The sequence below is a fragment of the Streptomyces sp. ADI96-02 genome (assembly GCF_003846185.1).
Classification (GTDB): Bacteria; Actinomycetota; Actinomycetes; order Streptomycetales; family Streptomycetaceae; genus Streptomyces.
The window spans coordinates 4,950,382-4,973,391 of the sequence record NZ_ML123034.1; the positions used below are offsets into that span (position 1 = coordinate 4,950,382).

At 72.0% G+C, this 23,010-nt stretch carries 26 protein-coding genes; 19 read left to right on the forward strand and 7 right to left on the reverse strand.

Features of this window, described 5'->3' with window-relative positions; all coding sequences use genetic code 11:
• Positions 1 to 241 precede the first annotated feature (241 nt).
• Entirely contained in the window at positions 242 to 958 is a 717-nt protein-coding gene (ndgR, locus tag EES43_RS21880; RefSeq protein ID WP_124270284.1) for an IclR family transcriptional regulator NdgR, read from the reverse strand.
• Between the two features lie 179 nt (positions 959 to 1,137).
• Here ndgR and leuC point away from each other — a divergent pair, with 179 nt between their 5' ends.
• The 4 genes from leuC (at position 1,138) to EES43_RS21900 (ending at position 4,314) form a co-directional block, all read left to right on the forward strand.
• Positions 1,138 to 2,565: a 3-isopropylmalate dehydratase large subunit gene (leuC, locus tag EES43_RS21885; RefSeq protein WP_124270285.1), complete on the forward strand. Its 1,428-nt coding sequence runs from the start codon at positions 1,138 to 1,140 to the stop codon at positions 2,563 to 2,565.
• Between the two features lie 2 nt (positions 2,566 to 2,567).
• A complete protein-coding gene (leuD, locus tag EES43_RS21890; RefSeq protein ID WP_124270286.1) occupies positions 2,568 to 3,161 on the forward strand; it encodes a 3-isopropylmalate dehydratase small subunit in 594 nt (197 codons plus the stop codon).
• A gap of 104 nt (positions 3,162 to 3,265) precedes the next feature.
• Entirely contained in the window at positions 3,266 to 3,493 is a 228-nt protein-coding gene (locus tag EES43_RS21895) for an SCO5555 family protein (protein WP_015611645.1), read from the forward strand.
• Positions 3,494 to 3,636: 143 nt separating this feature from the next.
• Positions 3,637 to 4,314, forward strand: coding sequence for an HU family DNA-binding protein (locus tag EES43_RS21900; protein ID WP_124270287.1), 678 nt, complete (start codon positions 3,637 to 3,639; stop codon positions 4,312 to 4,314).
• Between the two features lie 123 nt (positions 4,315 to 4,437).
• On the opposite strand, the gene EES43_RS21905 is transcribed toward EES43_RS21900, so the two are convergent.
• Positions 4,438 to 4,641, reverse strand: coding sequence for a hypothetical protein (locus EES43_RS21905; RefSeq protein ID WP_124270288.1), 204 nt, complete (start codon positions 4,639 to 4,641; stop codon positions 4,438 to 4,440).
• A gap of 10 nt (positions 4,642 to 4,651) precedes the next feature.
• Entirely contained in the window at positions 4,652 to 5,335 is a 684-nt protein-coding gene (gene cofC / locus EES43_RS21910) for a 2-phospho-L-lactate guanylyltransferase (protein WP_124270289.1), read from the reverse strand.
• 150 nt (positions 5,336 to 5,485) lie between these two features.
• On the opposite strand from cofC, the gene EES43_RS21915 reads away from it, so the two are divergent.
• Genes EES43_RS21915 through EES43_RS21925 form a run of 3 tightly spaced genes read left to right on the forward strand, consistent with a single transcriptional unit; the run spans position 5,486 to position 8,455 of the window.
• Positions 5,486 to 6,238, forward strand: coding sequence for a lysophospholipid acyltransferase family protein (locus EES43_RS21915; protein WP_124270290.1), 753 nt, complete (start codon positions 5,486 to 5,488; stop codon positions 6,236 to 6,238).
• Entirely contained in the window at positions 6,235 to 7,245 is a 1,011-nt protein-coding gene (locus EES43_RS21920) for an NAD(P)H-dependent glycerol-3-phosphate dehydrogenase (protein ID WP_124270291.1), read from the forward strand. The genes EES43_RS21915 and EES43_RS21920 overlap by 4 nt, the downstream gene beginning before the upstream one ends.
• Positions 7,246 to 7,279: 34 nt before the next feature.
• Positions 7,280 to 8,455, forward strand: a complete 1,176-nt coding sequence (locus tag EES43_RS21925; RefSeq protein ID WP_124270292.1) for a D-alanine--D-alanine ligase family protein — start codon at positions 7,280 to 7,282, stop codon at positions 8,453 to 8,455.
• Between the two features lie 22 nt (positions 8,456 to 8,477).
• On the opposite strand, the gene EES43_RS21930 is transcribed toward EES43_RS21925, so the two are convergent.
• On the reverse strand, positions 8,478 to 8,966 hold the full coding sequence (locus EES43_RS21930) for a DUF3515 domain-containing protein (protein WP_124270293.1): 489 nt from the start codon (positions 8,964 to 8,966) through the stop codon (positions 8,478 to 8,480).
• A 184-nt stretch (positions 8,967 to 9,150) separates the two neighbouring features.
• A complete protein-coding gene (locus tag EES43_RS21935; protein ID WP_124270294.1) occupies positions 9,151 to 9,384 on the reverse strand; it encodes an Lrp/AsnC family transcriptional regulator in 234 nt (77 codons plus the stop codon).
• 219 nt (positions 9,385 to 9,603) lie between these two features.
• Between EES43_RS21935 and EES43_RS21940 the strand changes: the two genes are divergently transcribed.
• On the forward strand, positions 9,604 to 10,575 hold the full coding sequence (locus tag EES43_RS21940) for a thiamine-phosphate kinase (RefSeq protein ID WP_124270295.1): 972 nt from the start codon (positions 9,604 to 9,606) through the stop codon (positions 10,573 to 10,575).
• Positions 10,576 to 10,631: 56 nt separating this feature from the next.
• Positions 10,632 to 11,441 carry a bifunctional hydroxymethylpyrimidine kinase/phosphomethylpyrimidine kinase gene (gene thiD, locus EES43_RS21945; protein ID WP_124270296.1) on the forward strand — a complete coding sequence of 270 codons (810 nt, stop codon included), beginning with the start codon at positions 10,632 to 10,634 and terminating at the stop codon, positions 11,439 to 11,441.
• A gap of 97 nt (positions 11,442 to 11,538) precedes the next feature.
• On the opposite strand, the gene rpmB is transcribed toward thiD, so the two are convergent.
• Positions 11,539 to 11,724 carry a 50S ribosomal protein L28 gene (rpmB, locus tag EES43_RS21950; RefSeq protein ID WP_030928661.1) on the reverse strand — a complete coding sequence of 62 codons (186 nt, stop codon included), beginning with the start codon at positions 11,722 to 11,724 and terminating at the stop codon, positions 11,539 to 11,541.
• Between the two features lie 254 nt (positions 11,725 to 11,978).
• Here rpmB and EES43_RS21955 point away from each other — a divergent pair, with 254 nt between their 5' ends.
• The 9 genes from EES43_RS21955 (at position 11,979) to mutM (ending at position 21,201) form a co-directional block, all read left to right on the forward strand.
• Positions 11,979 to 13,664, forward strand: a complete 1,686-nt coding sequence (locus EES43_RS21955) for a DAK2 domain-containing protein (RefSeq protein ID WP_124270297.1) — start codon at positions 11,979 to 11,981, stop codon at positions 13,662 to 13,664.
• A gap of 73 nt (positions 13,665 to 13,737) precedes the next feature.
• Positions 13,738 to 15,951 (forward strand): ATP-dependent DNA helicase RecG, encoded by a 2,214-nt coding sequence (gene recG / locus EES43_RS21960; protein WP_206430102.1) that lies wholly within the window; start codon positions 13,738 to 13,740, stop codon positions 15,949 to 15,951.
• Between the two features lie 148 nt (positions 15,952 to 16,099).
• Positions 16,100 to 16,684 carry a 16S rRNA (guanine(966)-N(2))-methyltransferase RsmD gene (rsmD, locus tag EES43_RS21965; RefSeq protein ID WP_124270299.1) on the forward strand — a complete coding sequence of 195 codons (585 nt, stop codon included), beginning with the start codon at positions 16,100 to 16,102 and terminating at the stop codon, positions 16,682 to 16,684.
• A gap of 26 nt (positions 16,685 to 16,710) precedes the next feature.
• Positions 16,711 to 17,190 carry a pantetheine-phosphate adenylyltransferase gene (coaD, locus tag EES43_RS21970; RefSeq protein ID WP_206430201.1) on the forward strand — a complete coding sequence of 160 codons (480 nt, stop codon included), beginning with the start codon at positions 16,711 to 16,713 and terminating at the stop codon, positions 17,188 to 17,190.
• A 99-nt stretch (positions 17,191 to 17,289) separates the two neighbouring features.
• Positions 17,290 to 18,399 carry an ATP synthase F0 subunit B gene (locus tag EES43_RS21975; protein ID WP_124270301.1) on the forward strand — a complete coding sequence of 370 codons (1,110 nt, stop codon included), beginning with the start codon at positions 17,290 to 17,292 and terminating at the stop codon, positions 18,397 to 18,399.
• A gap of 198 nt (positions 18,400 to 18,597) precedes the next feature.
• The gene (locus tag EES43_RS21980) at positions 18,598 to 19,209 is read left to right on the forward strand and encodes a YceD family protein (protein WP_206430202.1); all 612 of its coding nucleotides are present in this window, start codon (positions 18,598 to 18,600) and stop codon (positions 19,207 to 19,209) included.
• A gap of 2 nt (positions 19,210 to 19,211) precedes the next feature.
• Complete coding sequence (gene rpmF / locus EES43_RS21985) at positions 19,212 to 19,385, forward strand: 50S ribosomal protein L32 (protein ID WP_003965982.1); 174 nt, start codon at positions 19,212 to 19,214, stop codon at positions 19,383 to 19,385.
• A gap of 19 nt (positions 19,386 to 19,404) precedes the next feature.
• Positions 19,405 to 20,229: a ribonuclease III gene (gene rnc, locus EES43_RS21990; RefSeq protein WP_124270302.1), complete on the forward strand. Its 825-nt coding sequence runs from the start codon at positions 19,405 to 19,407 to the stop codon at positions 20,227 to 20,229.
• Between the two features lie 111 nt (positions 20,230 to 20,340).
• Positions 20,341 to 21,201, forward strand: a complete 861-nt coding sequence (gene mutM / locus EES43_RS21995; RefSeq protein ID WP_124270303.1) for a bifunctional DNA-formamidopyrimidine glycosylase/DNA-(apurinic or apyrimidinic site) lyase — start codon at positions 20,341 to 20,343, stop codon at positions 21,199 to 21,201.
• Positions 21,202 to 21,205: 4 nt separating this feature from the next.
• Here the strand turns inward: mutM and EES43_RS22000 are convergent, their stop codons facing one another.
• Positions 21,206 to 22,147, reverse strand: a complete 942-nt coding sequence (locus EES43_RS22000) for a CAP domain-containing protein (protein ID WP_124270304.1) — start codon at positions 22,145 to 22,147, stop codon at positions 21,206 to 21,208.
• A 171-nt stretch (positions 22,148 to 22,318) separates the two neighbouring features.
• Between EES43_RS22000 and EES43_RS22005 the strand changes: the two genes are divergently transcribed.
• Positions 22,319 to 22,600, forward strand: coding sequence for an acylphosphatase (locus EES43_RS22005; protein WP_124270305.1), 282 nt, complete (start codon positions 22,319 to 22,321; stop codon positions 22,598 to 22,600).
• Positions 22,601 to 23,010: the final 410 nt, after the last annotated feature.

The window sequence follows — 23,010 nt, forward strand, 5'->3', positions numbered from 1 at the left end:
ACAGAGCGGTAGGCGAAGGCCCTTCACTTCGGTGGAGGGCCTTCGTGCTGTTCCCGGCCGGCGCACGCCCGGTCCAAGTCGCCGCCGTCGCGCGGGTTTTGCGCTGCCCGGGTGTGGCGTACGGGGTTGCGCGCGAGCGGCGTTCGGGGTTGCGCGCGAGCGCTGTCCGGCGGGGGAGCGGGCCGGGGTGAGGAGGGCCGCCACGACGCTGGGGCGGCCGATCGCCGAAAGGGGCGCCGGGTCAGCCGGTGCGGCGCAGGGCCTCGCTCAGCCGGGCGGCCGAGTCGATGACCGCCTGGGCGTGCATCCGGCCCGGGTGCCGGGTCAGCCGCTCGATCGGCCCGGAGACCGAGACCGCGGCCACGACGCGGTTCGACGGTCCGCGCACCGGGGCGGAGACCGAGGCGACGCCGGGCTCGCGCTCGCCGATCGACTGGGCCCAGCCCCGCCGCCGTACGCCCGAGAGCGCCGTCGCGGTGAACCGGGCCCCCTGGAGGCCGCGGTGCAGGCGCTCCGGCTCCTCCCAGGCCATCAGGATCTGGGCGGAGGAGCCCGCCTTCATCGTGAGCGTGGAGCCGACCGGCACCGTGTCCCGGAGTCCGGACAGCCGTTCCGCCGCCGCCACGCAGATGCGCATGTCGCCCTGCCGGCGGTAGAGCTGCGCGCTCTCGCCGGTGATGTCGCGCAGGTGGGTGAGCACCGGTCCGGCCGTGGCCAGCAGGCGGTCCTCGCCGGCCGAGGCTGCCAGCTCGGACAGCCGCGGACCGAGGATGAACCGGCCCTGCATGTCCCTCGCCACCATCCGGTGGTGTTCCAGTGCCACGGCCAGTCGATGGGCCGTGGGCCGTGCGAGCCCGGTCGCCGCGACCAGCCCGGCGAGGGTGGCCGGACCGGACTCCAGGGCGCTCAATACCAGAGCTGCCTTGTCGAGAACGCCGACGCCGCTAGAGTTGTCCATACGACGATACTCCCGTCTCACTCTGTGAAACGCAAGTTCAATTTTCCATGGAAGTTGCGAACCTGTAGGAGAGGCCGCACGACGGCCCGCGGCCACCGCCCCCGTACGGGGGGCGCGGACGGCCGGCACATCCGAGATCTCTAGTTGGGCCGGCGAGGACGCCGGCCGGAGGGAAAGCGATGGGTAGGACACTCGCGGAGAAGGTCTGGGACGACCACGTCGTCCGGCGCGCGGAGGGCGAGCCCGACCTTCTCTTCATCGATCTGCACCTGCTGCACGAGGTGACCAGCCCGCAGGCCTTCGACGGACTGCGCCAGGCCGGACGGCCGGTGCGGCGCCTCGACCTCACCATCGCCACCGAGGACCACAACACCCCGACCCTCGACATCGACAAGCCGATCGCCGACCCGGTCTCGCGCGCCCAGCTGGAGACACTGCGCAAGAACTGCGCGGACTTCGGCGTCCGGCTGCACCCGCTGGGCGACGTCGAGCAGGGCGTCGTCCACGTGGTGGGCCCGCAGCTCGGCCTGACCCAGCCCGGCACCACGGTGGTCTGCGGCGACTCCCACACCTCCACGCACGGCGCGTTCGGCGCGCTGGCCTTCGGCATCGGCACCAGCCAGGTGGAACACGTGCTGGCCACCCAGACCCTGCCGCTGGCCCGCCCGAAGACCATGGCCATCACGGTCGAGGGAGAACTGCCCGACGAGGTCACCGCGAAGGACCTCATCCTGGCGATCATCGCCCGGATCGGCACCGGCGGCGGCCAGGGCTACATCCTCGAATACCGCGGCTCCGCCATCGAGAAGCTCTCGATGGAGGCCCGGATGACCATCTGCAACATGTCGATCGAGGCCGGCGCCCGCGCGGGCATGATCGCCCCCGACGCCACCACCTTCGACTACCTCCGGGGCCGCGACCACGCCCCGCGGGGCGAGGACTGGGACGCGGCAGTCGCGTACTGGCGGACGCTGCGCTCGGACGACGACGCGGTGTTCGACGCCGAGGTCGTCATCGACGCCGCCGAACTGGCCCCGTTCGTCACCTGGGGAACCAACCCCGGCCAGGGCGCGCCGCTGTCGGCCAACGTCCCCGATCCCGCTTCGTACGAGGACGCCTCGGAGCGCAACGCCGCCGAAAAGGCCCTGGAGTACATGGGGTTGACCGCCGGGCAGCCGCTGCGCGAGATCGACGTGGACACCGTCTTCGTAGGTTCGTGCACCAACGGCCGGATCGAGGACCTGCGCAACGCGGCCTCGGTCCTGGACGGCCGCAAAGTCGCCGACGGCGTACGGATGCTGGTCGTCCCCGGCTCCGTCCGGGTCGCCCTCCAAGCCGTCGAGGAGGGCCTGGACAAGGTCTTCACCGCCGCCGGCGCCGAATGGCGGCACGCGGGCTGCTCGATGTGCCTCGGCATGAACCCCGACCAGCTGGCCCCCGGCGAGCGCTCCGCCTCCACCTCGAACCGCAACTTCGAGGGCCGGCAGGGCAAGGGCGGACGCACCCATCTGGTCTCGCCCCAGGTCGCCGCCGCCACGGCGGTACTGGGCCATCTGGCCTCGCCCGCCGATCTGTCCGACACCCGTACCCCCGCCGGAGTCCGATAGCCATGGAAGCCTTCACCACCCACACCGGCCGGGCCGTCCCGCTGCGCCGCAGCAACGTCGACACCGACCAGATCATCCCCGCGCACTGGCTGAAGAAGGTCACCCGCGACGGCTTCGAGGACGGGCTCTTCGAAGCCTGGCGCAAGGACGAGAACTTCGTCCTCAACCGCCCCGAGCGCGAGGGCGCCTCGGTCCTGGTGGCGGGCCCCGACTTCGGTACGGGCTCCTCCCGCGAGCACGCGGTCTGGGCCCTGCAGAACTTCGGCTTCAAGGCCGTGGTCTCCTCCCGCTTCGCCGACATCTTCCGCGGCAACTCGCTGAAGAACGGACTGCTGACCGTGGTCCTGGACCAGAAGGTCGTCGACACCCTGTGGGAGCTGACCGAGGCCGACCCGACGGCCGAGATCACCGTCGACCTGGAGGCCCGGCAGGTCCGCGCCGAGGGTGTCACGGCCGACTTCGAGCTCGACGAGAACGCCCGCTGGCGCCTGCTCAACGGGCTCGACGACATCAGCCTCACCCTTCAGAACGAAGCGGACATCTCCGCGTACGAAGCGGCCAGGCCGGGCTTCAAGCCGCGTACCATCGAGGCCTGAGCAGCACGTTTCCAGGACTGCGCCCCTCGCCTTCGGACGGGGGGCGCAGTCGCTTGTTGAGACCCCGTCGGGCGACAACTCGCCCCAGATGGCACAATCGGTGCATGGAACGCGACAGCCAACTCAAGCTCTATGGCCAAGTCGCCGACCGATTGAAGGAAGCGCACGCGAAGGTGCGTGCACTGCAAGTCCCGGAGAGCGTACGGATGGCGCTCTCCCGGAAGCTGCTGGTCGTCACGGCCGCGGCGAAGCACGATCTCCCGGACGCGGCAAGGCGTCTGGACCGGTTGATGAAGGACCTCGATGAGGGCCGATTCCCCGAAGGTGACTGACACTGCGGAACTCCGCAGCGGTCGACTTCGTTGCGGCACTAGGGTGATTAGCCCGTTTCGTGTTTGATTTGCGGTATATATCTGCCTAACGTGCGAAAAAGCTTGAACACTTTCGTTCTGGCAATGTCTCCGAAGGGGAAGACGTGAACAAGGCGCAGCTCGTAGAAGCGATTGCCGACAAGGTCGGCGGCCGTCAGCAGGCCGCGGACGCGGTCGACGCGGTACTCGACGCCATCGTCCGGGCCGTGGTCGCCGGTGACCGTGTCTCGGTCACCGGCTTCGGTTCGTTCGAGAAGGTCGACCGCCCCGCCCGGTACGCCCGCAACCCGCAGACGGGTGAGCGGGTGCGGGTCAAGAAGACCTCGGTGCCCCGCTTCCGCGCGGGTCAGGGCTTCAAGGACCTGGTGAGCGGCTCGAAGAAGCTCCCCAAGAACGACGTGGCCGTGAAGAAGGCCCCCAAGGGCAGCCTCTCGGGCGGATCTTCCGCCGCGCGTACGACGGTCAAGGCCGCCGCCGCCAAGAAGTCCGCCGCCAAGAAGGCCACGGCGAAGAAGACCACCGCCAAGAAGGCCGTGGCCCCGGCGAAGAAGACCACCGCCACCGCCAAGAAGGCCACCGCGAAGAAGGCCACCGCGACGGCCAAGAAGGCCACGCCGGCCGCGAAGAAGGCGTCCCCGGCGAAGAAGACCGCGACGACCGCCAAGAAGGCCGTCGCCGGCAAGACCGCGCCCGCCAAGAAGACCACGGCGAAGAAGGCGCCCGCGAAGAAGACCACGGCGCGCACGACCACGGCCAAGAAGGCCACCGCACGCAAGAAGTGACACCGGGCGACCACTCGCCCCTCACACGCGCCGGGCCGGGCTCCCTCTCTGGGGAGCCCGGCCCGCGGGCTGTCCGGGGCCGCTTCGCCCCCCGGTGGGCGCCCGAGTCGCCCCGGTCGCGCCTCAGAACGTCTGGAGCGTCACCAGCGTGATCCGCAGGGCCGCCCCCTCGCCCTCGCCCTCGATCCGCACCCGCTGCCCGGGACGCAGGAGCAGCAGACCGCCCGCGTCGAACGCGGCGGCGTCGAAGTCCACCGGGGTGCCGTCGTCCAGCAGCACACTGCCGCCGCGGGTCTCGGGGTCGTACGTGTACGAGGTCGCCTGCATGGGCGGCAGCCTAGCGGTCCGGGACCGGGGAGAGGGAGGCCGCGAGCCGCGCGGTGTGCGGTCCCAGGCCCAGCGCCCGGGCGGCCCGCAGATCCTCGCCCGTATCCACGTCCCGGCGCACCGAGCCGAGAGCGGGCAGGTCGATTTCCACCGCGCCCGACGCCAGGTGCCGTGCCCCGGACGGACCACCGAAAGCCGGCCGCAATTCCACTCCCGGGGCGGCGGACAGAAATGTCGTCCCGATTCCCGCCGCATCCCTGAGAAAAGCGCGGGGAAAAGCGGAAGCGCAATCGAGCACCCGCGCCAATTCCTCGGCGCGCAGCGCCGGCAGATCCGCGTTGAGCGCCGCCGCCCGCGCGCCCGGCCGCAGCGCCCGCACCATGGCGGCGCCGTACGCCAGGGCCGCGTTCAGGCCGGCCGCCGGCGCGTCCGGCACGATCCGCGCCCCGAGCGCGGACAGCGCCGCGCCGGCCACCGCGTCGTCCGTGACGACCACCACATCCCGCACCAAAGCGCAGGACAGCGCCGCGGCCACCGTGTCCTGGGCGAACGCCAGGGCCAGCCCGGGCCGCGACCGCTCGCCCACCGCCAGTCCCAGGCGGCTCTTGGCCCGCGCGAGCGGCTTGAGCGGAACGACCAGGGACCAGGCCCCGGCCGGATCGGTGTTCGTGGCGATCTCCCCTTCCATGCGCATCAGGACTTATTCTCACCTGCCGGCCCCACAACCCGGAGGTGTGGGCCGGGGGGTGAGGCGTACGGTGTTCTCGACAGAGCAGGGGCCTGGGGCGAGACTTGACCGTCAGTAGCCAACAGCAGGTCGAAGTCCTTAGAGGAAGGTGTCCGAGTGTCCCGCCGCAGAATCGGCTTCTGGTACCGTCTGGCGGCGGTCATCGCCAAGCCGCCACTGGTGGTTCTGTTCAAGCGGGACTGGCGGGGGATGGAACACATTCCGGCCGACGGCGGATTCATCACGGCGGTCAATCACAACTCCTATCTGGACCCGCTCTCCTACGGCCACTTCCAGTACAACACCGGGCGGGTGCCCCGGCTGCTGGCGAAGGCCGCCCTCTTCCGCACTCCTTTCGTCGGGATGATTCTGCGCGGCACCGGCCAGATCCCCGTCTACCGCGAGTCGACCGACGCGCTGGACGCCTTCCGGGCCGCCGTCGAGGCCATCGAGCGCGGCGAGTGCGTCGCCTTCTACCCCGAGGGCACCCTCACCCGCGACCCCGACCTGTGGCCGATGGCCGGCAAGACCGGGGCCGCCCGCGTGGCGCTGATGACGAAGGCGCCGGTCATCCCCGTCGCCCAGTGGGGCGCCAACCTCGCGATGCCGCCGTACGCCACGGAGAACAAGCTCCGGCTGTTCCCCCGCAAGACGCTCCGGGTCCAGGCCGGACCGCCCGTCGACCTCAGCCGCTTCCACGGCCTGGAGGCCACGCCCGAGGTGCTGCGCGAGGCCACCGAGGCCATCATGGCCGCGGTCACCCGCGAGCTGGAGGACCTGCGCGGGGAGCGCGCCCCCGCCGAGCTCTACGATCACCGCAAAGCCCGTGCTGAACAACGGCGCAGGGCGCAGGGAAAGGGACCCACGTGACGCACCCCGCACAAGCGGCCGTCTTCGGAACCGGCTCATGGGGTACGGCGTTCGCCGTGATCCTCGCCGACGCGGGCTGCGAGGTCACCCTCTGGGGCCGCCGCGCCGAGGTCGCCGAGACCATCAACACCACCCGCACCAACCCGGACTACCTGCCGGGCATCGAGCTTCCCGCGTCGATCCGCGCCACCACGGACGCGGCCGAGGCCCTGCGCGGCGCCGAGTTCGCCTTCCTCGTCGTGCCCTCCCAGACGCTGCGCGCCAACCTCGCCGACTGGGCCCCGCACCTGGAGCCGGACACCGTCCTGGTCTCCCTGATGAAGGGCGTCGAACTGGGCACGGCCGAGCTGATGAGCGAGGTCATCGCGGACGTCACCAAGGTCTCCGCCGACCGCATCGCCGTCGTCTCCGGCCCCAACCTGGCCAAGGAGATCGCCGAACGCCGGCCCGCCGCGGCCGTCGTCGCCTGCGCCGACGAGTCCGTCGCCCAGCGCCTCCAGGCCGCCTGCCACACCCCGTACTTCCGCCCGTACACCAACACCGACGTCGTGGGCTGCGAGCTCGGCGGCGCCGTGAAGAACGTCATCGGCCTGGCCGTCGGCATCGCGGACGGCATGGGCCTGGGCGACAACACCAAGGGCTCCCTCATCACCCGCGGCCTCGCCGAGACCACCCGCCTGGGTCTGGCCATGGGCGCCGACCCGTTGACGTTCTCCGGACTCGCGGGCCTGGGCGACCTGGTGGCGACCTGCTCCTCGCCGCTCTCGCGCAACCACACCTTCGGCACCAACCTCGGCCGCGGCATGACGCTCCAGGAGACGATCGCCGTCACCAAGCAGACCGCCGAGGGCGTCAAGTCCTGCGAATCGGTCCTCGACCTGGCACGCAGGCACGGGGTCGACATGCCGATCACCGAAACCGTCGTCTCCATCGTCCACGAGGGCAAGTCCCCGGTCGTCGCCGTCAAGGAGCTGATGTCACGGAGCGCCAAGGCCGAGCGACGCTGACGTCTCCCTTACCAGCAGGTACGCTCATCGCGATATGAGCAGCGAGAACCTCCCCCAGAGCCCTGAGCGCGCCGAGAGCCCTGAGCAGCAGCGCCGCAAGCCGCGCGTGGCTGTCGTGTTCGGCGGACGCAGCTCCGAACACGGCATCTCGGTCGTCACGGCCGGCGCCGTCCTGAAGGCCATCGACCGGACCGTGTACGACGTCCTGCCGATCGGCATCACGACGGACGGCCGCTGGGCGCTCACCGCCGACGAGCCCGAGCGCATGGCCATCACGGACCGCAGGACGCCCGACGTCGGCCGGCTCGTGGAGTCGGAGGACGGCACGGTCGCGCTCTCCGTCGACCCGGCCAGCCGGGAGGTCCTCTACAGCGAACCCGGCGCGGTGCCCAAGGCGCTCGGCGGGGTCGACGTCGTCTTCCCCGTCCTGCACGGCCCCTACGGCGAGGACGGGACGCTCCAGGGGCTCCTGGAGCTCTCCGGCGTCCCCTACGTCGGCGCCGGTGTCCTGGCCTCGGCCGTCGGCCAGGACAAGGAGTACATGAAGCGGGTCTTCCGCTCCTTCGGCCTGCCGGTCGGCCCCTACCTGGTCGTCCGCCCGCGCGAATGGGACCGCGACCCGGCCGCCGTCCGCGAGCGGATCGTGGACTTCGCCGGCGAGCACGGCTGGCCGCTGTTCGTCAAGCCCGCCCGCGGCGGCTCCTCGGTGGGCATCACCAAGGTCGACGGCCTCGCCGGCCTCGACGAGGCGATCGAGGAGGCCCGCCGCCACGACCCCAAGTTCCTCGTCGAGTCGCTGCTGCGCGGCCGGGAGATCGAGTGCGGGGTGCTGGAGTTCGCGGACGGGCCGCGGGCCAGTGTGCCCGCGGAGATCCCGCCGGTCACCGCCCACGAGTTCTACGACTTCGAGGCGAAGTACATCGACTCCGCTCCCGGTCTGGTGCCCGCGCCGCTGACCGAGGAGCAGACGGCCGAGGTCCAGCGCCTCGCCGTGGCGGCCTTCGAGGCCGTCTCCTGCGAGGGCCTGGTGCGCGCCGACTTCTTCCTCACCGAGGACGGCGACTTCGTCATCAACGAGATCAACACCCTGCCCGGGTTCACCCCGATCTCGATGTACCCGCGCATGTGGCAGGAGAGCGGCGTCGACTACCCGGAGCTGGTCGACCGGCTGATCCAGGCCGCGTTGAACCGGACCACCGGGCTGCGCTGAGCGCCCGCGGCCGGCCGCCGGCTCACAGCCGGTCCGGGACGGCCCTGCCGACCGGGCCGGCGAGCGCGGCCAGCGGCGTCGCGTCGTGGGCGTACTCCTCCGAGAGCGTCACCTCGACGTACGCCTTGCGGTAGGTCGAGGTGAACCGCGGTCCGGAGCCCTCGGGCTGCTCCAGCATCCACGAGACGCCGTCCGCCTCGACCGCCTCCGCCTGGGGGTCGTCCATCTTCGCGGGCCGCGGGACGCCGCAGCGCAGTACGATCGCCCCGTCCCCCCAGCCGGAGGTCAGCTCCGAGTCCGGCGAGGGGTCGCTCCGGCGCAGGCCGACGACCGTCTCCGGCAACTCCGCGTGCAGCGCTTCGCAGTACGCGGCGGCCTCCGGCGACGGCGTGGGAACGGCGACGGGCGAGGCTCCGCCGACCGAGCAGCCCGCCGCGGCCAGGACGAGCACGGCGGCGGACGGGCCGAGAAGGAGAGTCGAGCGGAGCGGCCGGCGGCGGGAAGACGTCACCGGCCCAGCCTAAGGGTTGTCCCGCAGTCCCTGGAGGATCAGCGTGCGGCGTCGGATGCGGTGCATCGCGAGGCGGAGGGGCGTCCGCATACCGGACGCATGGGGACGCTCCGGCAACGCGGCGAGGTGCCGTAGCTGCCGTCGCGCGCCCGCCGGAGATCGCGGGACAGCCCTTGGACGGGGGTCAGAGGTGCACGACAGGGCAGGTCAGGGTCCGTGTGATGCCGTCCACCTGCTGCACCTTGGCCACCACCATGCGGCCGAGCGCGTCGACCGTGTCGGACTGGGCCCGCACGATCACGTCGTAGGGTCCGGTGACGTCCTCTGCCTGAATGACTCCCGGGAGTTTGGAGATGGTCTCGGCGACGGTCGACGCCTTGCCCACCTCGGTCTGAATGAGGATGTACGCCTGTACCACGGAACCTCCAGGGCGGCCACGAGGATCATGTGGGGGAAAGGGACGCCACGTTATCGCGTAGTCGCGGGCCACGGGGAGACCTACGGGCCCGTTGGCGTCCCCAGCGTGGCGTACAGGGCGCAGAAGTTGACGTTCGACTTGACGGTACCGACAGCGGTGACGGCTCGCGACCGGGGGCCCGGACGGGTGTCCGGGGCGATAGATGAGAGGTGGGACTCGGTGAAGGGAACCGTGGGCGAGTTGGGGGAGTTCGGGCTCATCAGAGAGCTCACGTCCCGGCTCACCACCACTCCGGCGGTACGGCTGGGGCCCGGCGACGACGCCGCGGTCGTGGCCGCTCCCGACCGCAGGGTCGTGGTCAGTACGGACATCCTGCTGGAAGGGCGGCACTTCCGCCGCGACTGGTCGACGGCGTACGACGTCGGCCGCAAGGCCGCGGCCCAGAACCTCGCCGACATCGCGGCCATGGGCGCCGTGCCCACCGCCCTGCTCCTCGGCCTCGTCGTCCCCGCCGACCTCCCGGTCACCTGGGCCGCCGAACTGATGGACGGGCTCCGCGACGAGTGCCAGGTGGCGGGAGCGGCCGTGGTCGGCGGCGACGTGGTCGGCGGCGACACCATCACCGTGTCGATCACGGCGCTCGGCGACCTGCGCGACCACGAGCCCGTCACGCGGGCCGGCGCCCGGCCCGGCGACGTCGTCGCCGTCACGGGCTGGCTCGGCTGGTCCGCCGCCGGCTACGCCGTGCTCTCCCGCGGCTTCCGCTCGCCCCGCGCCTTCGTCGAGGCCCACCGCCGCCCCGAACCGCCGTACCACGCGGGCCCCGCGGCGGCCGGGCTCGGCGCCACCGCCATGACCGACGTCAGCGACGGGCTGGTCGCGGACCTCGGGCACATCGCCGAGGCCAGCAACGTCCGGATCGACCTGCGGGCCGGCCTCATCGACATCCCCTCGCAGATGTCCGACATCGGCCAGGCCGTCGGCGTCGACCCGATCCAGTGGGTGCTCACCGGCGGCGAGGACCACGCGATCGTGGCGACCTTCCCGGCCGACGTGAAACTCCCCGCCCGCTGGAGGGTGATCGGCGAGGTCCTCAAGCCCTCCGCCCTGCCCCAGGTCACCGTCGACGGGGCGCCCTGGACCAGCAAGGGCGGCTGGGACCACTTCGGCGCGATCGAGGACGCCTACTGAGACCCGCAGTCCCCCTCGCGGCGGGGGTCGCGGGCGCGCGCACTAGATTGCTGCGCATGCCCCTGCGTACCGCTGTGCCGCCCCGCGTGCTGACCGTCGCCGGATCCGACTCCGGCGGCGGTGCGGGGATCCAGGCCGACCTGAAGACCATGCTCGCCCTCGGCGTGCACGGCATGAGCGTCCTCACCGCCGTCACCGCGCAGAACTCCCTCGGCGTCCAGGGCGCCTGGGAGCTTCCACCGGAGGCCGTGCGCGCCCAGTACCGCAGCGTCGTCGACGACATCGGCGTCCAGGCCGTCAAGACCGGCATGCTCGCCTCCGCCGCGCTCGTGGAGACCGTCGCCGGCCTCCTCGCCGGGACCGCCGCCCCCGTCGTCGTCGACCCCGTCGGCGTCTCCAAGCACGGTGACGCGCTGCTGGCCGCCGAGGCGCTGGACTCCGTGCGCACCAAGCTGCTGCCCGTCGCCACCGTCGCCACCCCGAACCTCGACGAGGTGGCCCAGCTCACCGGAGTCCGGGTCGCCGACGAGAGCGGCATGCGGCGGGCGGCGGAGCGGATCCTCGGCTTCGGGCCGCGCTGGGTGGTCGTCAAGGGCGGGCATCTGCCGGGCGAGGCGGTGGACCTGCTCACCGACGGCAGCGAAGAGCACTGGCTGCGCGCACCCCGGCACGACAACCGCCACACCCACGGCACCGGCTGCACCCTGGCCTCCGCCATCGCCTCCGGGCTCGCGCTCGGCCGGGACGTCCCCACGGCCGTACGGGAGGCGAAGGCGTACGTCACCGGGGCGATCGAGGCCGGGTTCCCGCTCGGCGGCGGCATCGGCCCCGTCGACCACGGCTGGCGTACCCGCCCGACCGGCTGACCGGCCCCCGCGGGGCCGTACGGGCACAGCAAAAAGCCGGTCCACCGAGGCGGACCGGCTTTTTGGGCAACCGGAAGGCTGCGCTACGACGGGAACGTCAGCGCGCGACCTTGCCGGCCTTGATGCACGAGGTGCAGACGTTGAGCCGCTTCGGCGTCCGACCGACCACGGCACGCACGCGCTGGATGTTGGGATTCCAGCGACGGGACGTACGGCGGTGCGAGTGCGAAATGTTGTTGCCGAAGCCCGGCCCCTTGCCGCAGACGTCGCAGTTGGCAGCCACGGGTCACTCCAAAGACTTCAGGTGCACTTACAGTGAATTCCGGTGCGCCGGAATCATTGAATGAAGTGGCGGTACCGGAGGAATGGCCCGACTCTCATCGGGCAACCGAAGCAGCATACAACGCCTGCTCCGGAGATACGAAACTACCACGGCTTCGCCCGCCGCCCTCCCGCGCCCTGTCCGGGCCGGGGCCCCGGCACGCGGGCTAACCTGCGGTGCAGCCCGTTGCCACGGCCGCTCAAGGAGGACCATCGGTGCCGCAGCTCCCCGACGATCTGGACGCCGTCGCGGTGCGCACCTGGTGCTCACTGGCCCTGGAGGCCCTGGGCCGCGAGCGCGCGGAGATCGACGCGATCAACGTCTACCCGGTCGCCGACGGTGACACCGGCACCAACCTCTACCTGACCGTCGAATCCGCGGCCGCCGCCGTCGAGGCCGTGTTCGCCGCCCATGAGACCGGCACGACCGCGCCCGCCACCGCCGACGCCGTACGCGCCATGGCGCACGGCGCGCTGATCGGCGCCCGGGGCAACTCCGGCACCATCCTGGCCCAGCTGCTGCGGGGCATGGCCGCGGTGCTCGCCGACGGCGGTGACGCCGCCCACCTGCGGCTCGCCCTCACCCGGGCCGCCGCAGCCGCCCGGCAGGCCGTCGCCCACCCCGTCGAGGGCACCGTGCTCACCGTGGCCACCGCCGCCGCCGAGGCCGCGCAGGACGGCGACGGGGCCCTGCGCACCGTGGTGGACGCCGCGTACGAAGGTGCCCGCGCCGCCCTGGCGAAGACGCCGGGCCAGCTCGCCGTGCTCGGCCGGGCCGGTGTGGTGGACGCCGGCGGCCGGGGCCTGGTGGCGGTCCTGGGCGCCCTGCTGGAGGCGGTGACCGGACAGGCCCCGGCGCGCGGGCCCCGCACCGCCGGCCGGACGCCCGCGCCGGTGGACGGCGGCGGCTGCGACGACGGCCTGCCGGTCGGCGGCGTCCCGGTGCCCGACGGCCCGGACGACTGCCCCGAGGGCGGTGCCCGCGGCGGGCCCGCCTTCGAGGTGATCTATCTGCTGGAGGCCGGCGACGCCCAGGTCGACCGGTTGCGCGCCCGGCTCGACGCGCTCGGGGACTCCCTGGTCGTGGTCGGCGGCGACGGGCTCTGGCACGTCCACGTCCATGTCGACGACGCCGGAGCCGCCGTGGAGGCGGGCGTCGAGGCCGGGCGGCCCTACCGGATCCGGATCACCCACTTCGCCACCGAGAGCGGCCACGACCTGCGCCCGCACACCGAACCCGCCCGCCGCGCCGTCGTCGTCGTGGTCCCCGGCGACGGGCTGGCCGGGCTCTGCACGGAGGCCGGCGCCACCACCGTGCTCGCCCGCCCCGGCGAACCGCCCGCCAGCGGCGAACTGGTCGACGCCATCCGCCGGGCCCACGCCCGCGAGGTGGTCCTGCTGCCCAACGACGCGGCGCTGCGCCACACGGCCGCCGCCGCCGCCGAGCAGGCGAGGACCGAGGGCGTCCGGGTCGCCCTCGTCCCCACCCGGGCGGCCGTCCAGGGCATCGCGGCCCTCGCCGTCCACGAACCGGACCGCGGCTTCGACGAGGACGTGGTCGCCATGACCGCCGCCGCGGGCGCCACCCGGTACGCCGAACTGGCCGTCGCCGAACGGCAGTCGTGGACGATGGCCGGGGTCTGCCAGGCCGGTGACATCCTCGGCCTGATCGACGGCGACGTCGCCGTCATCGGCGCGGACCTGCCGGCCACCGCCCGCACCGTCCTGGACCGGATGCTCGCGGCCGGCGGCGAACTGGTCACCCTCGTCCTCGGCGAGGACGTCCCCGACGCGCTGGCCGACGCCCTGGAGAAGCACGTGCGCGAGGGCCACCTCGCCGTGGACACCGTGGTCTACCGGGGCGGACACCAGCGCGCACCGCTGCTGATCGGCGTCGAGTAAGGGCTGTCCCGCGATCCCCGGCGGGTGCGCCGCCGCCGCGCCGGGCGGACACCTGTCAGTGCCGTGGTGTGCAATGGAAGGCGTGTCCTCGTTCGATGAACCTCTCAAGAAGCTGCTCGGCGGAGCCACCGCGAAGGTGATGGCCGAACACCTCGACCTGCACACGGTCGGTGATCTGCTGCACCACTACCCGCGCCGCTACGAGGAGCGCGGCAGGCTGACCGCGCTGGCCGAGCTCCCGCTGGACGAGCACGTCACGGTCGTCGCGCAGGTCGCGGACGCCCGGATCCTGATGTTCAACAACGGCCGGGGCAAGCGCCTGGAGGTCACCCTGACCGACGGCAGCGGCCGGCTCCAGCTCGTCTTCTTCGGCCACGGCGTCCACAAGCCGCACAAGGAGCTGCTGCCGGGCCGCCAGGCGATGTTCGCCGGCAAGGTGTCCGTCTTCAACCGCAAGATGCAGCTGGCCCACCCCACGTACCAGCTGCTCGACGCCACCGACGCCGACGAGGCCACCGAGGCGGTCGACGCCTTCGCCGGACGGCTGCTGCCGATCTACCCCGCGTGCAAGCAGCTCGACTCCTGGCGGATCGCCAAGGCCGTGGACGCCGTGCTGCCGAGCGCGCGGGACGCCGTGGACCCGCTGCCCGCCTCCCTGCGCGAGGGGCGCGGCTTCACCCCGCTGCCCGAAGCCCTGCTCAAGGTGCACCGACCCCGGACGAAGGCGGACGTCGAGGACGCCCGCGCCCGGCTCAAGTGGGACGAGGCGTTCGTCCTCCAGGTCGCGCTGGCCCGCCGCCGCTACGCCGACACCCAGCTGCCCGCCGTCGCCCGCCGCGCCGTCCCCGGCGGCCTGCTCGACGCCTTCGACGCCGAGCTGCCGTTCACGCTCACCGAGGGCCAGCGCAAGGTCAGCGGGGAGATCTTCGACGACCTGGCCACCGAGCACCCGATGCACCGCCTCCTCCAGGGCGAGGTCGGCTCCGGGAAGACGATGGTGGCCCTGCGCGCCATGCTCACCGTGGTCGACGCGGGCGGCCAGGCCGCGATGCTCGCCCCCACCGAGGTCCTGGCCCAGCAGCACCACCGTTCCATCACCGAGATGATGGGCGAGCTGGCCGAGGGCGGCATGCTGGGCGGCCCAGAGCGGGGCACGAAGGTCGTCCTGCTCACCGGATCCATGGGCACGGCGGCCCGCCGCCAGGCCCTGCTCGACCTGGTCACCGGCGAGGCCGGGATCGTCATCGGCACCCACGCCCTCATCGAGGACAAGGTGCGCTTCCACGACCTCGGCCTGGTCGTCGTGGACGAGCAGCACCGCTTCGGCGTCGAGCAGCGCGACGCCCTGCGCTCCAAGGGGAAGCAGCCGCCGCACCTCCTCGTCATGACCGCCACCCCCATTCCCCGTACGGTCGCGATGACGGTCTTCGGCGACCTGGAGACCTCCGTCCTGGACCAGCTCCCGGCCGGCCGCTCCCCGATCGCCAGCCACGTCGTCCCCGCCAAGGACAAGCCGCACTTCCTCAGCCGCGCCTGGGAGCGCGTCCGCGAAGAAGTGGAGAACGGCCACCAGGCGTACGTCGTCTGCCCCCGCATCGGCGACGACGCGGAGGAGCCCGGCGGGAAGAAGAGGACGGCGAAGGACAAGGCCGCCGAGGAGGATCCGGAGAAACGGCCTCCGCTCGCCGTCCTGGAGGTCGCCGGCGAGCTGCGCGGGGGCCCGCTCGCCGGGCTGGGCGTCGAGGTGCTGCACGGGCGGATGCACCCCGACGAGAAGGACGACGTGATGCGCCGGTTCGCCGCGGGCGACGTCGACGTCCTGGTCGCCACCACCGTCATCGAGGTCGGCGTCAACGTCCCCAACGCCACCGCCATGGTGATCATGGACGCCGACCGGTTCGGCGTCTCCCAGCTCCACCAGCTGCGCGGCCGGGTCGGCCGCGGCTCCGCCCCGGGGCTGTGCCTGCTGGTCAGCGAGGCCCACGAGGCGAGCCCGGCCCGTGCCCGGCTCTCCGCCGTCGCCGCCACCCTCGACGGCTTCGAGCTCTCCCGCATCGACCTGGAGCAGCGCCGCGAGGGCGACGTCCTCGGCCAGGCCCAGTCCGGCGTGCGCTCCTCGCTGCGCATGCTCGCCGTCATCGACGACGAGGAGGTGATCGCCGCCGCCCGCGAGGAGGCCGTCGCGGTCGTCGCCGCCGACCCGGAGCTGGAGCACCTGCCTGAGCTGCGCACCGTGCTGGCGGCGCTGCTCGACAAGGACCGCGAGGAGTACCTGGACAAGGGGTGAGCCCAGCGGCGCGGGGGAGAGGCGGACGGGCCGTCCGCCGCCCGACGCCATATCGTGGACGCACGGCCCCGCGCCGTCCCGCGCGCCGCCCCCGGCCGGGCCCCTCCCGGCCCTCCGCCCGCCCCACGACCCCGAGGACCCGACACCCATGACCCGCGTGATCGCCGGCTCGGCCGGCGGACGCCGCCTGGCCGTCCCGCCCGGCACCGGCACCCGCCCCACCTCCGACCGCGCGCGCGAGGGCCTGTTCTCCACCTGGGAGGCGCTCCTCGGCACCCTGGACGGGGCCAGGGTCGCCGACCTGTACGCGGGCTCCGGCGCCGTCGGCCTCGAAGCGCTCTCCCGCGGCGCGGCCCACGCCCTGCTGGTCGAGGCCGACCAGAAGGCGGTCCGCACGGTCCGCGACAACGTCCGCACGCTGGGCCTGCCCGGCGCCGAGGTGCGCACCGGCAAAGCGGAGCAGATCACGACAGGTCCGGCGCCCTCGGAGCCGTACAGCGTCGTCTTCCTGGACCCTCCCTACGCCGTCACCGACGACGATCTTCGCGAGATCCTGCTCACACTCCGTGCTCAGGGGTGGCTCACCGGCGATGCGCTCGTCACGGTGGAACGCAGCACCCGGGGCGGAGAATTCGGCTGGCCGGCCGGATTCGAGCCACTGCGGTCCCGTCGCTACGGCGAGGGAACGCTTTGGTACGGTCGCGCCGCCGCTACGTGCGAAGACGCACGATGACCGGTCCGGAGAGCGAGGGAATCACTGTGCGCCGCGCCGTCTGTCCGGGGTCGTTCGACCCCATCACCAACGGGCATCTCGACATCATTGGCCGAGCCTCGAAGCTGTACGACGTCGTGCACGTCGCGGTGATGATCAACCAGTCCAAGAAGGGGCTGTTCACCGTGGACGAGCGGATCGACCTGATCCGCCGGGTGACCGCCGACTTCGGCAACGTCGAGGTGGAGTCCTTCCACGGCCTGCTGGTCGACTTCTGCAAGCAGCGGGAGATCCCGGCGATCGTGAAGGGCCTGCGGGCCGTCAGCGACTTCGACTACGAGCTCCAGATGGCCCAGATGAACAACGGCCTCTCCGGCGTCGAGACGCTCTTCGTGCCGACCAACCCGACGTACAGCTTCCTGTCCTCCTCGCTGGTCAAGGAGGTGGCGACGTGGGGCGGCGACGTCTCGCACCTGCTGCCTCCGGAGGTCCACGAAGCGCTCATACGGCGTCTGGGCGAGCGCTGAGGCGCTGACCTCCCGTCACCAGGTGTCGGACGGCGGCGGAGTGGCCTTACAGTCGTCCCGTCCGTCTCCAACAGAGCAGCAGAGAGTGGCGAGCACACGGTGGACGTGCAGAAGAAGCTCGACGAGATCGTCGAAGCGGTCGGGAACGCCCGCGCCATGCCCATGTCGGCCTCGTGCGTGGTCAACCGCGCCGAACTGCTCGCCATGCTCGACGAGGTGCGCCAGGCCCTGCCCGGCTCGCTCGCCCACGCCGAGGAGCTGATCGGCGGCCGGGAGCAGCTCGTCGAGCAGGCCCGCCAGGAGGCCGAGCGGATCATCCAGTCCGCCCACGCCCAGCGCGGCTCCCTGATCTCCGACACCGAGGTCGCCCGCCGGTCGCAGAGCGAGGCGGACCGGATCCTCTCCGAGGCCCGCCGTGAGGCCGACGAGGTCCGGGCCGAGGCCGACGACTACGTCGACAGCAAGCTCGCCAACTTCGAGGTCGTCCTCACCAAGACCATCGGCTCCGTGGACCGGGGCCGCGAGAAGCTGCTCGGTCGCGGTCAGGGCCTGGACGAGCAGGGCTACCAGGACCCCGACTTCGCCGACGCCCCCGAGCGCAGCGCCGACCCCGAGACGCTCCGCCGGCGCGCCGACGACTACGTGGACACCAAGCTCGGCGCGTTCGAGGCGGTGCTCGCCAAGACCCTGGAGGCGGTCGGCCGGGGCCGGCAGAAGCTGCACGGCCGGGTCGCCACCGACGACCTCGGCGCGCACATCGCGGCCCAGGACGCCGCCGCCGGCCAGGGCCACACCAGCGACGCGGACTACCTCGCCGGCCTCGCCGAGATCGCGGCCCCCCCGCCGCGGCAGCCCCAGCCCCAGCCCCCGTCCCAGCAGCCGCACTACCCGGCGCAGCCGCCGGCCGAGCCGCAGTACGCTCCGGCGGCCTACGGCTACCAGGAGCAGCCGCCCCAGCCCGCCGTCCCGGACGCCTACGGCTACCAGCAGCAGGGCGACCCGTACGCCGCCTACCAGCAGCAGCCGGCGTACGACGCGAACGGCTATCCGGTCCAGCCGGGGCAGGACTACGGCTGGCAGCAGCCCCAGGCGCAGCCCCAGCCCCAGGCGCAGGCCCAGCAGGGCGAGAGCGCGCTGGAGGAGACCAGCCTCTTCGACACCAGCATGATCGACCTGGACCAGCTGCGCCGCTACGAGCAGGGCCGCTGACCTTCGGACGGGGGGTTCCGCACCGGATTGGGTGCTGAGCGGTACGTCAAGTATCCTGAATCCTCGATCGCGCGTATGTCCGCGATCCCGGCTGCCCGTTTCGACTCCGGACCGGGCAGGCCCTCCCTGTGCAGTACGCATCTGATTCGAAAGCGGGAAACAGCCCTGAACGGCCACCTCGACCACCGCAACCCCCTCGTGTTCGATACGCACGAGCTGGGTCGGCGTCCCGGTGCCCTGAAGCGGCTGACCCGCTCGGTGGACGCACCCGGTTCGCCGGTTCTCGGTATCGACGGCGTCATCGGCGTGCCGGAAGGCGCGCCCGTGGAGCTGGACCTCCGCCTCGAATCGGTCATGGAAGGGGTGCTCGTCACCGGCACCGCCCGTGCGACCGCCGAGGGGGAGTGCGTAAGGTGTCTGGAGCCGCTGACCGTAGAGGTCGACGCGGATTTCCAGGAGATGTTCTCGTACCCTGACGCCGATGACCGGGGCCGCAGCAGTGCGGACCCGGCCGACGACGCCGAGGACGACGAGGACAGGTTCTTCCTCGAGGACGGTTTGTTCGACCTCGAGTCAGTGCTGCGTGACGCGGTAGTGCTCGCACTGCCCATGCAGCCGGTGTGCAAGGAGACCTGCGCCGGCCTGTGTTCCGAATGCGGAATCAGGCTGGACGAGAACCCGGGCCACCACCACGACGCCCTCGACATTCGTTGGGCGGCACTGCAAGGACTCGCCGAGACCGTTCAGGACGGCGAGAAGGACAACATGGGCGGCGCCGAAGCAGGCGTCGACGAGAAGCAGGAGAAGTAGCCGTGGCTGTTCCGAAGCGGAAGATGTCGCGCAGCAACACGCGCCACCGCCGGTCGCAGTGGAAGGCTGCGGTCCCCACCCTGGTTTCGTGCGAGCGTTGCCAGGAGCCGAAGCTCCAGCACATTGCGTGCCCGAGCTGCGGCACCTACAACAAGCGCCAGGTCCTCGAGGTCTGAGCGGCTGGTGAGAGGCCCGATGTCTGAGTTGTCCAGCGCCAAGAAGCAGGCAGACAACGTCAACACAGCCTCGTCCCACACGCTTCTGGAAGGGCGGCTCGGGTATCACCTCGAGTCCGCCCTTCTGGTGCGTGCGCTGACCCACCGTTCGTACGCGTACGAGAACGGCGGCCTGCCCACCAACGAGCGGCTCGAATTCCTCGGGGATTCGGTGCTCGGCCTGGTGGTCACGGACACGCTGTACCGCACCCACCCCGACCTGCCCGAAGGCCAGCTGGCCAAGTTGCGGGCCGCGGTGGTCAACTCGCGTGCGCTGGCGGAAGTGGGCCGCGGCCTCGAACTCGGCTCCTTCATCCGGCTCGGCCGTGGTGAAGAGGGCACGGGAGGCCGGGACAAGGCGTCCATCCTCGCCGACACCCTGGAAGCGGTGATCGGTGCGGTCTATCTCGATCAGGGCCTCAGCGCGGCCTCGGAGCTGGTCCACCGGCTCTTCGACCCGCTGATCGACAGGTCCTCGAACCTCGGAGCCGGCCTGGACTGGAAGACCAGCCTCCAGGAGCTCACCGCGAGCGAGAGCCTCGGCGTACCCGAGTACCTCGTCACGGAGACCGGCCCGGACCACGAGAAGACCTTCACTGCTGCTGCTCGCGTCGGTGGTGTCTCGTACGGCACCGGCACCGGCCGTAGCAAGAAGGAAGCGGAGCAGCAGGCGGCGGAGTCCGCATGGCGCGAGATCAGCGCCGCCGCGCAGGCACGGCAGGCCGCGGAGGAGTCCGCGGCCGACGGAGGGGCCGCCGACACCCCTGCCGAACCGTCGCCGAGCACGGGCGTCGCTCCTGCCTGAAGCGATCGGGAACCCCTCGGCGCCTGGGACACGACCCAGCGCGCCGGGGGGTTTCCCGTCCCCGGAAGCAGGTCCCCCGCTTCCGTACCACCGTTCACACAGGAGTGCATCGTGCCCGAGCTGCCCGAGGTAGAAGTCGTCCGCCGGGGCCTGGAGCGCTGGGTCAGCGGCCGGACCGTCACCGAGGTGGAGGTCCTGCACCCGCGCTCGGTCCGCCGTCACCTCGCGGGCGGTGTGGACTTCGCGGCCCGGCTGCGGGGCGCCCGCTTCGGGGCGGCTATGCGCCGCGGCAAGTACCTCTGGGTGCCGATCGACGAGGCCGCCTCCTCGATGCTCGGCCACCTCGGCATGAGCGGCCAGTTGCTGGTCCAGCCGGTGGACGCGCCGGACGAGAAGCACCTGCGGATCCGGATGAGGTTCGACGACGCGCTCGGGACCGAGCTGCGCTTCGTCGACCAGCGCACCTTCGGCGGACTCTCGCTCCACGACACCACCCCGGACGGGCTGCCCGACACGATCGCGCACATCGCCCGGGACCCGCTGGACCCGCTCTTCGACGACGCCGCCTTCCACACCGCGCTGCGACTGCGCCGGACGACCGTCAAGCGCGCCCTGCTCGACCAGTCGCTGATCAGCGGCGTCGGCAACATCTACGCGGACGAGGCGCTGTGGCGCGCCAAACTGCACTACGACCGGCCGACCGCGACGCTGACCCGCCCGAAGTCGGCCGAGCTGCTGGGCCACGTCCGGGACGTGATGAACGCGGCGCTGGCCCAGGGCGGCACCAGTTTCGACAGCCTCTACGTCAACGTGAACGGCGAGTCCGGCTACTTCGACCGGTCGCTCGACGCGTACGGCCGGGAGGGCGAACCGTGCCGCCGGTGCGGTACGCCCATGGTGCGGCGGGCCTGGATGAACCGCTCCAGCTACTTCTGCCCGCGCTGCCAGCGGGTGCCGCGCGCCTCGTCGTGACCGGTCAGAAGCCGAAGTCCTGCGTCCACCACGGGCCGCCGGAGCCCTGGTGCACGCCGATGCCGATGGTCTTGTAGTCGCAGTTGACGATGTTGGCGCGGTGGCCCTCGCTGTCCATCCAGGCGTCCATCACGGCCTGCGGGTCCGCCTGGCCGCGGGCGATGTTCTCGGCGCCGAGCCCTTGGACGCCCGCCTTCGCGGCACGGTCCCAGGGGGTCGCGCCGTCGGGGTCGGTGTGGTCGAAGAAGCTGCGGGCCGCCATGTCCTCGCTGAAGTCCTGGGCGAGCGCCGTGAGCGGTGTGCTGGTGGTGACCGGGGAGCAGCCGACCTTCGCGCGCTCCTGGTTCACCAGGGCCAGCACCTCGGTCCGCGCGGAGGAGCCGGAGGGGGCGGGAGCCGGCTTCTCGGCGGGCGACGGCGCGGCGGTGGTCTTCGACGGAGCGGGGGCGGTGGTCTTACGCGGGGTCGCCGCGGGGGCCTTCGCCTTCCGGGACGGAGTGGCGCGGGGCTTCTCGGACGGCGTCGCCCCGGGCGACTTCGACGGCTTCTTCGAAGCGCTCGGGCTCGGAGAGGAAGAGGGCGACGTCGACGGCGCGGCGGAGGGTTCGGCGGACGGGGATCCCGCGCGGTCGCCGTTCCGGGCGTCGGGAGAGGAGGAGCGGTCCGCCGGTTCCGTGGAGCTGCCGCCCTGGGTCAGGAGTTCGGGAGCGCCGTCGGCCCGCACCCGGTCGGTCGCGGTGTTGCCCGAGGTGTACGTGTCGCCGCCGGGGAGCAGGCCGGAGGTGACGGCGACCGCGCCGACGGCCAGGGCCGCGGTGACGCCGAGGAGACCGGTGCGCACGGGCAGGGCCGACCTCTTCCGGCGCGCGCCGGAAGAGCGGGAGGAGGAACGGGCCGCGGGCTCCTCGGCGGCGGGGCCTGCGTCGGACCGTCTGTGGCGTCCCATGCGCTGTGCCTTCCTGATACTCCGACGTCGGCATGACGTTTCTTCGAATGACCGGTGGATAACCCTCCGATACTCACCCGATCGGGTGAGGCTATTGCGACGGGACTGTACGCCATGGGCCGCCGAAGGGGCGGTGTGCTTCGGGTGCGGCGAGGCCGTTAGCGTTCAGCCATGAACGAAGAGGCACGACTGGTCGTCTGGGTACGCGGCCGGGTACAGCAAGTAGGGTTCCGCTGGTTCACCAGGGCGAATGCACTGGAAATCGGCGGGCTCACCGGCTTCGCGCTCAATCTCGACGACGGCCGGGTGCAGATCGTGGCGGAGGGTCCGCGTGAGAATTGCCACCGTCTGCTGGACTGGCTGCGCTCCGACGACACACCCGGGCGTGTGGATGGAGTCACTGAGATCTGGGACACCCCGCGCGGCGGTTACGAAGCGTTCGCCATTCGCTGACCGGGTCGCCCGGCGGCTGAGCCGATCCGCTCGGCGAGCTGTGCGCCCCGGACCGTCGCCCAGGGTTTCCGTCCGGGCCGCACACCCGAAATGACCTGCGAAGGGACCCGGTGGGAGCCGATGGTTGCCAGATACGGGATGTCGTGCGAAGCTGCGGCCATTGACGAAGATCTCCACGCCCTCAGGGCCCCGCAGGAGAGTCGCGCCGCATGATCGTCCGGCCGCGCGCCCCCGGGAAGCCCGACACCACGGGGTGTGATCGTGTTGACCGTCAAACTTTTTGGTGAGACGCTGAAAACCCCGCGCACCTTAGCTGTTCGGTAGAGCTGATAAGCAGCAGAACCGCAGTGGTGAACAGAGCCCTGCCGAGCACCGCGGGTGCGATTCCCAGACGACCCACACCGCATCGG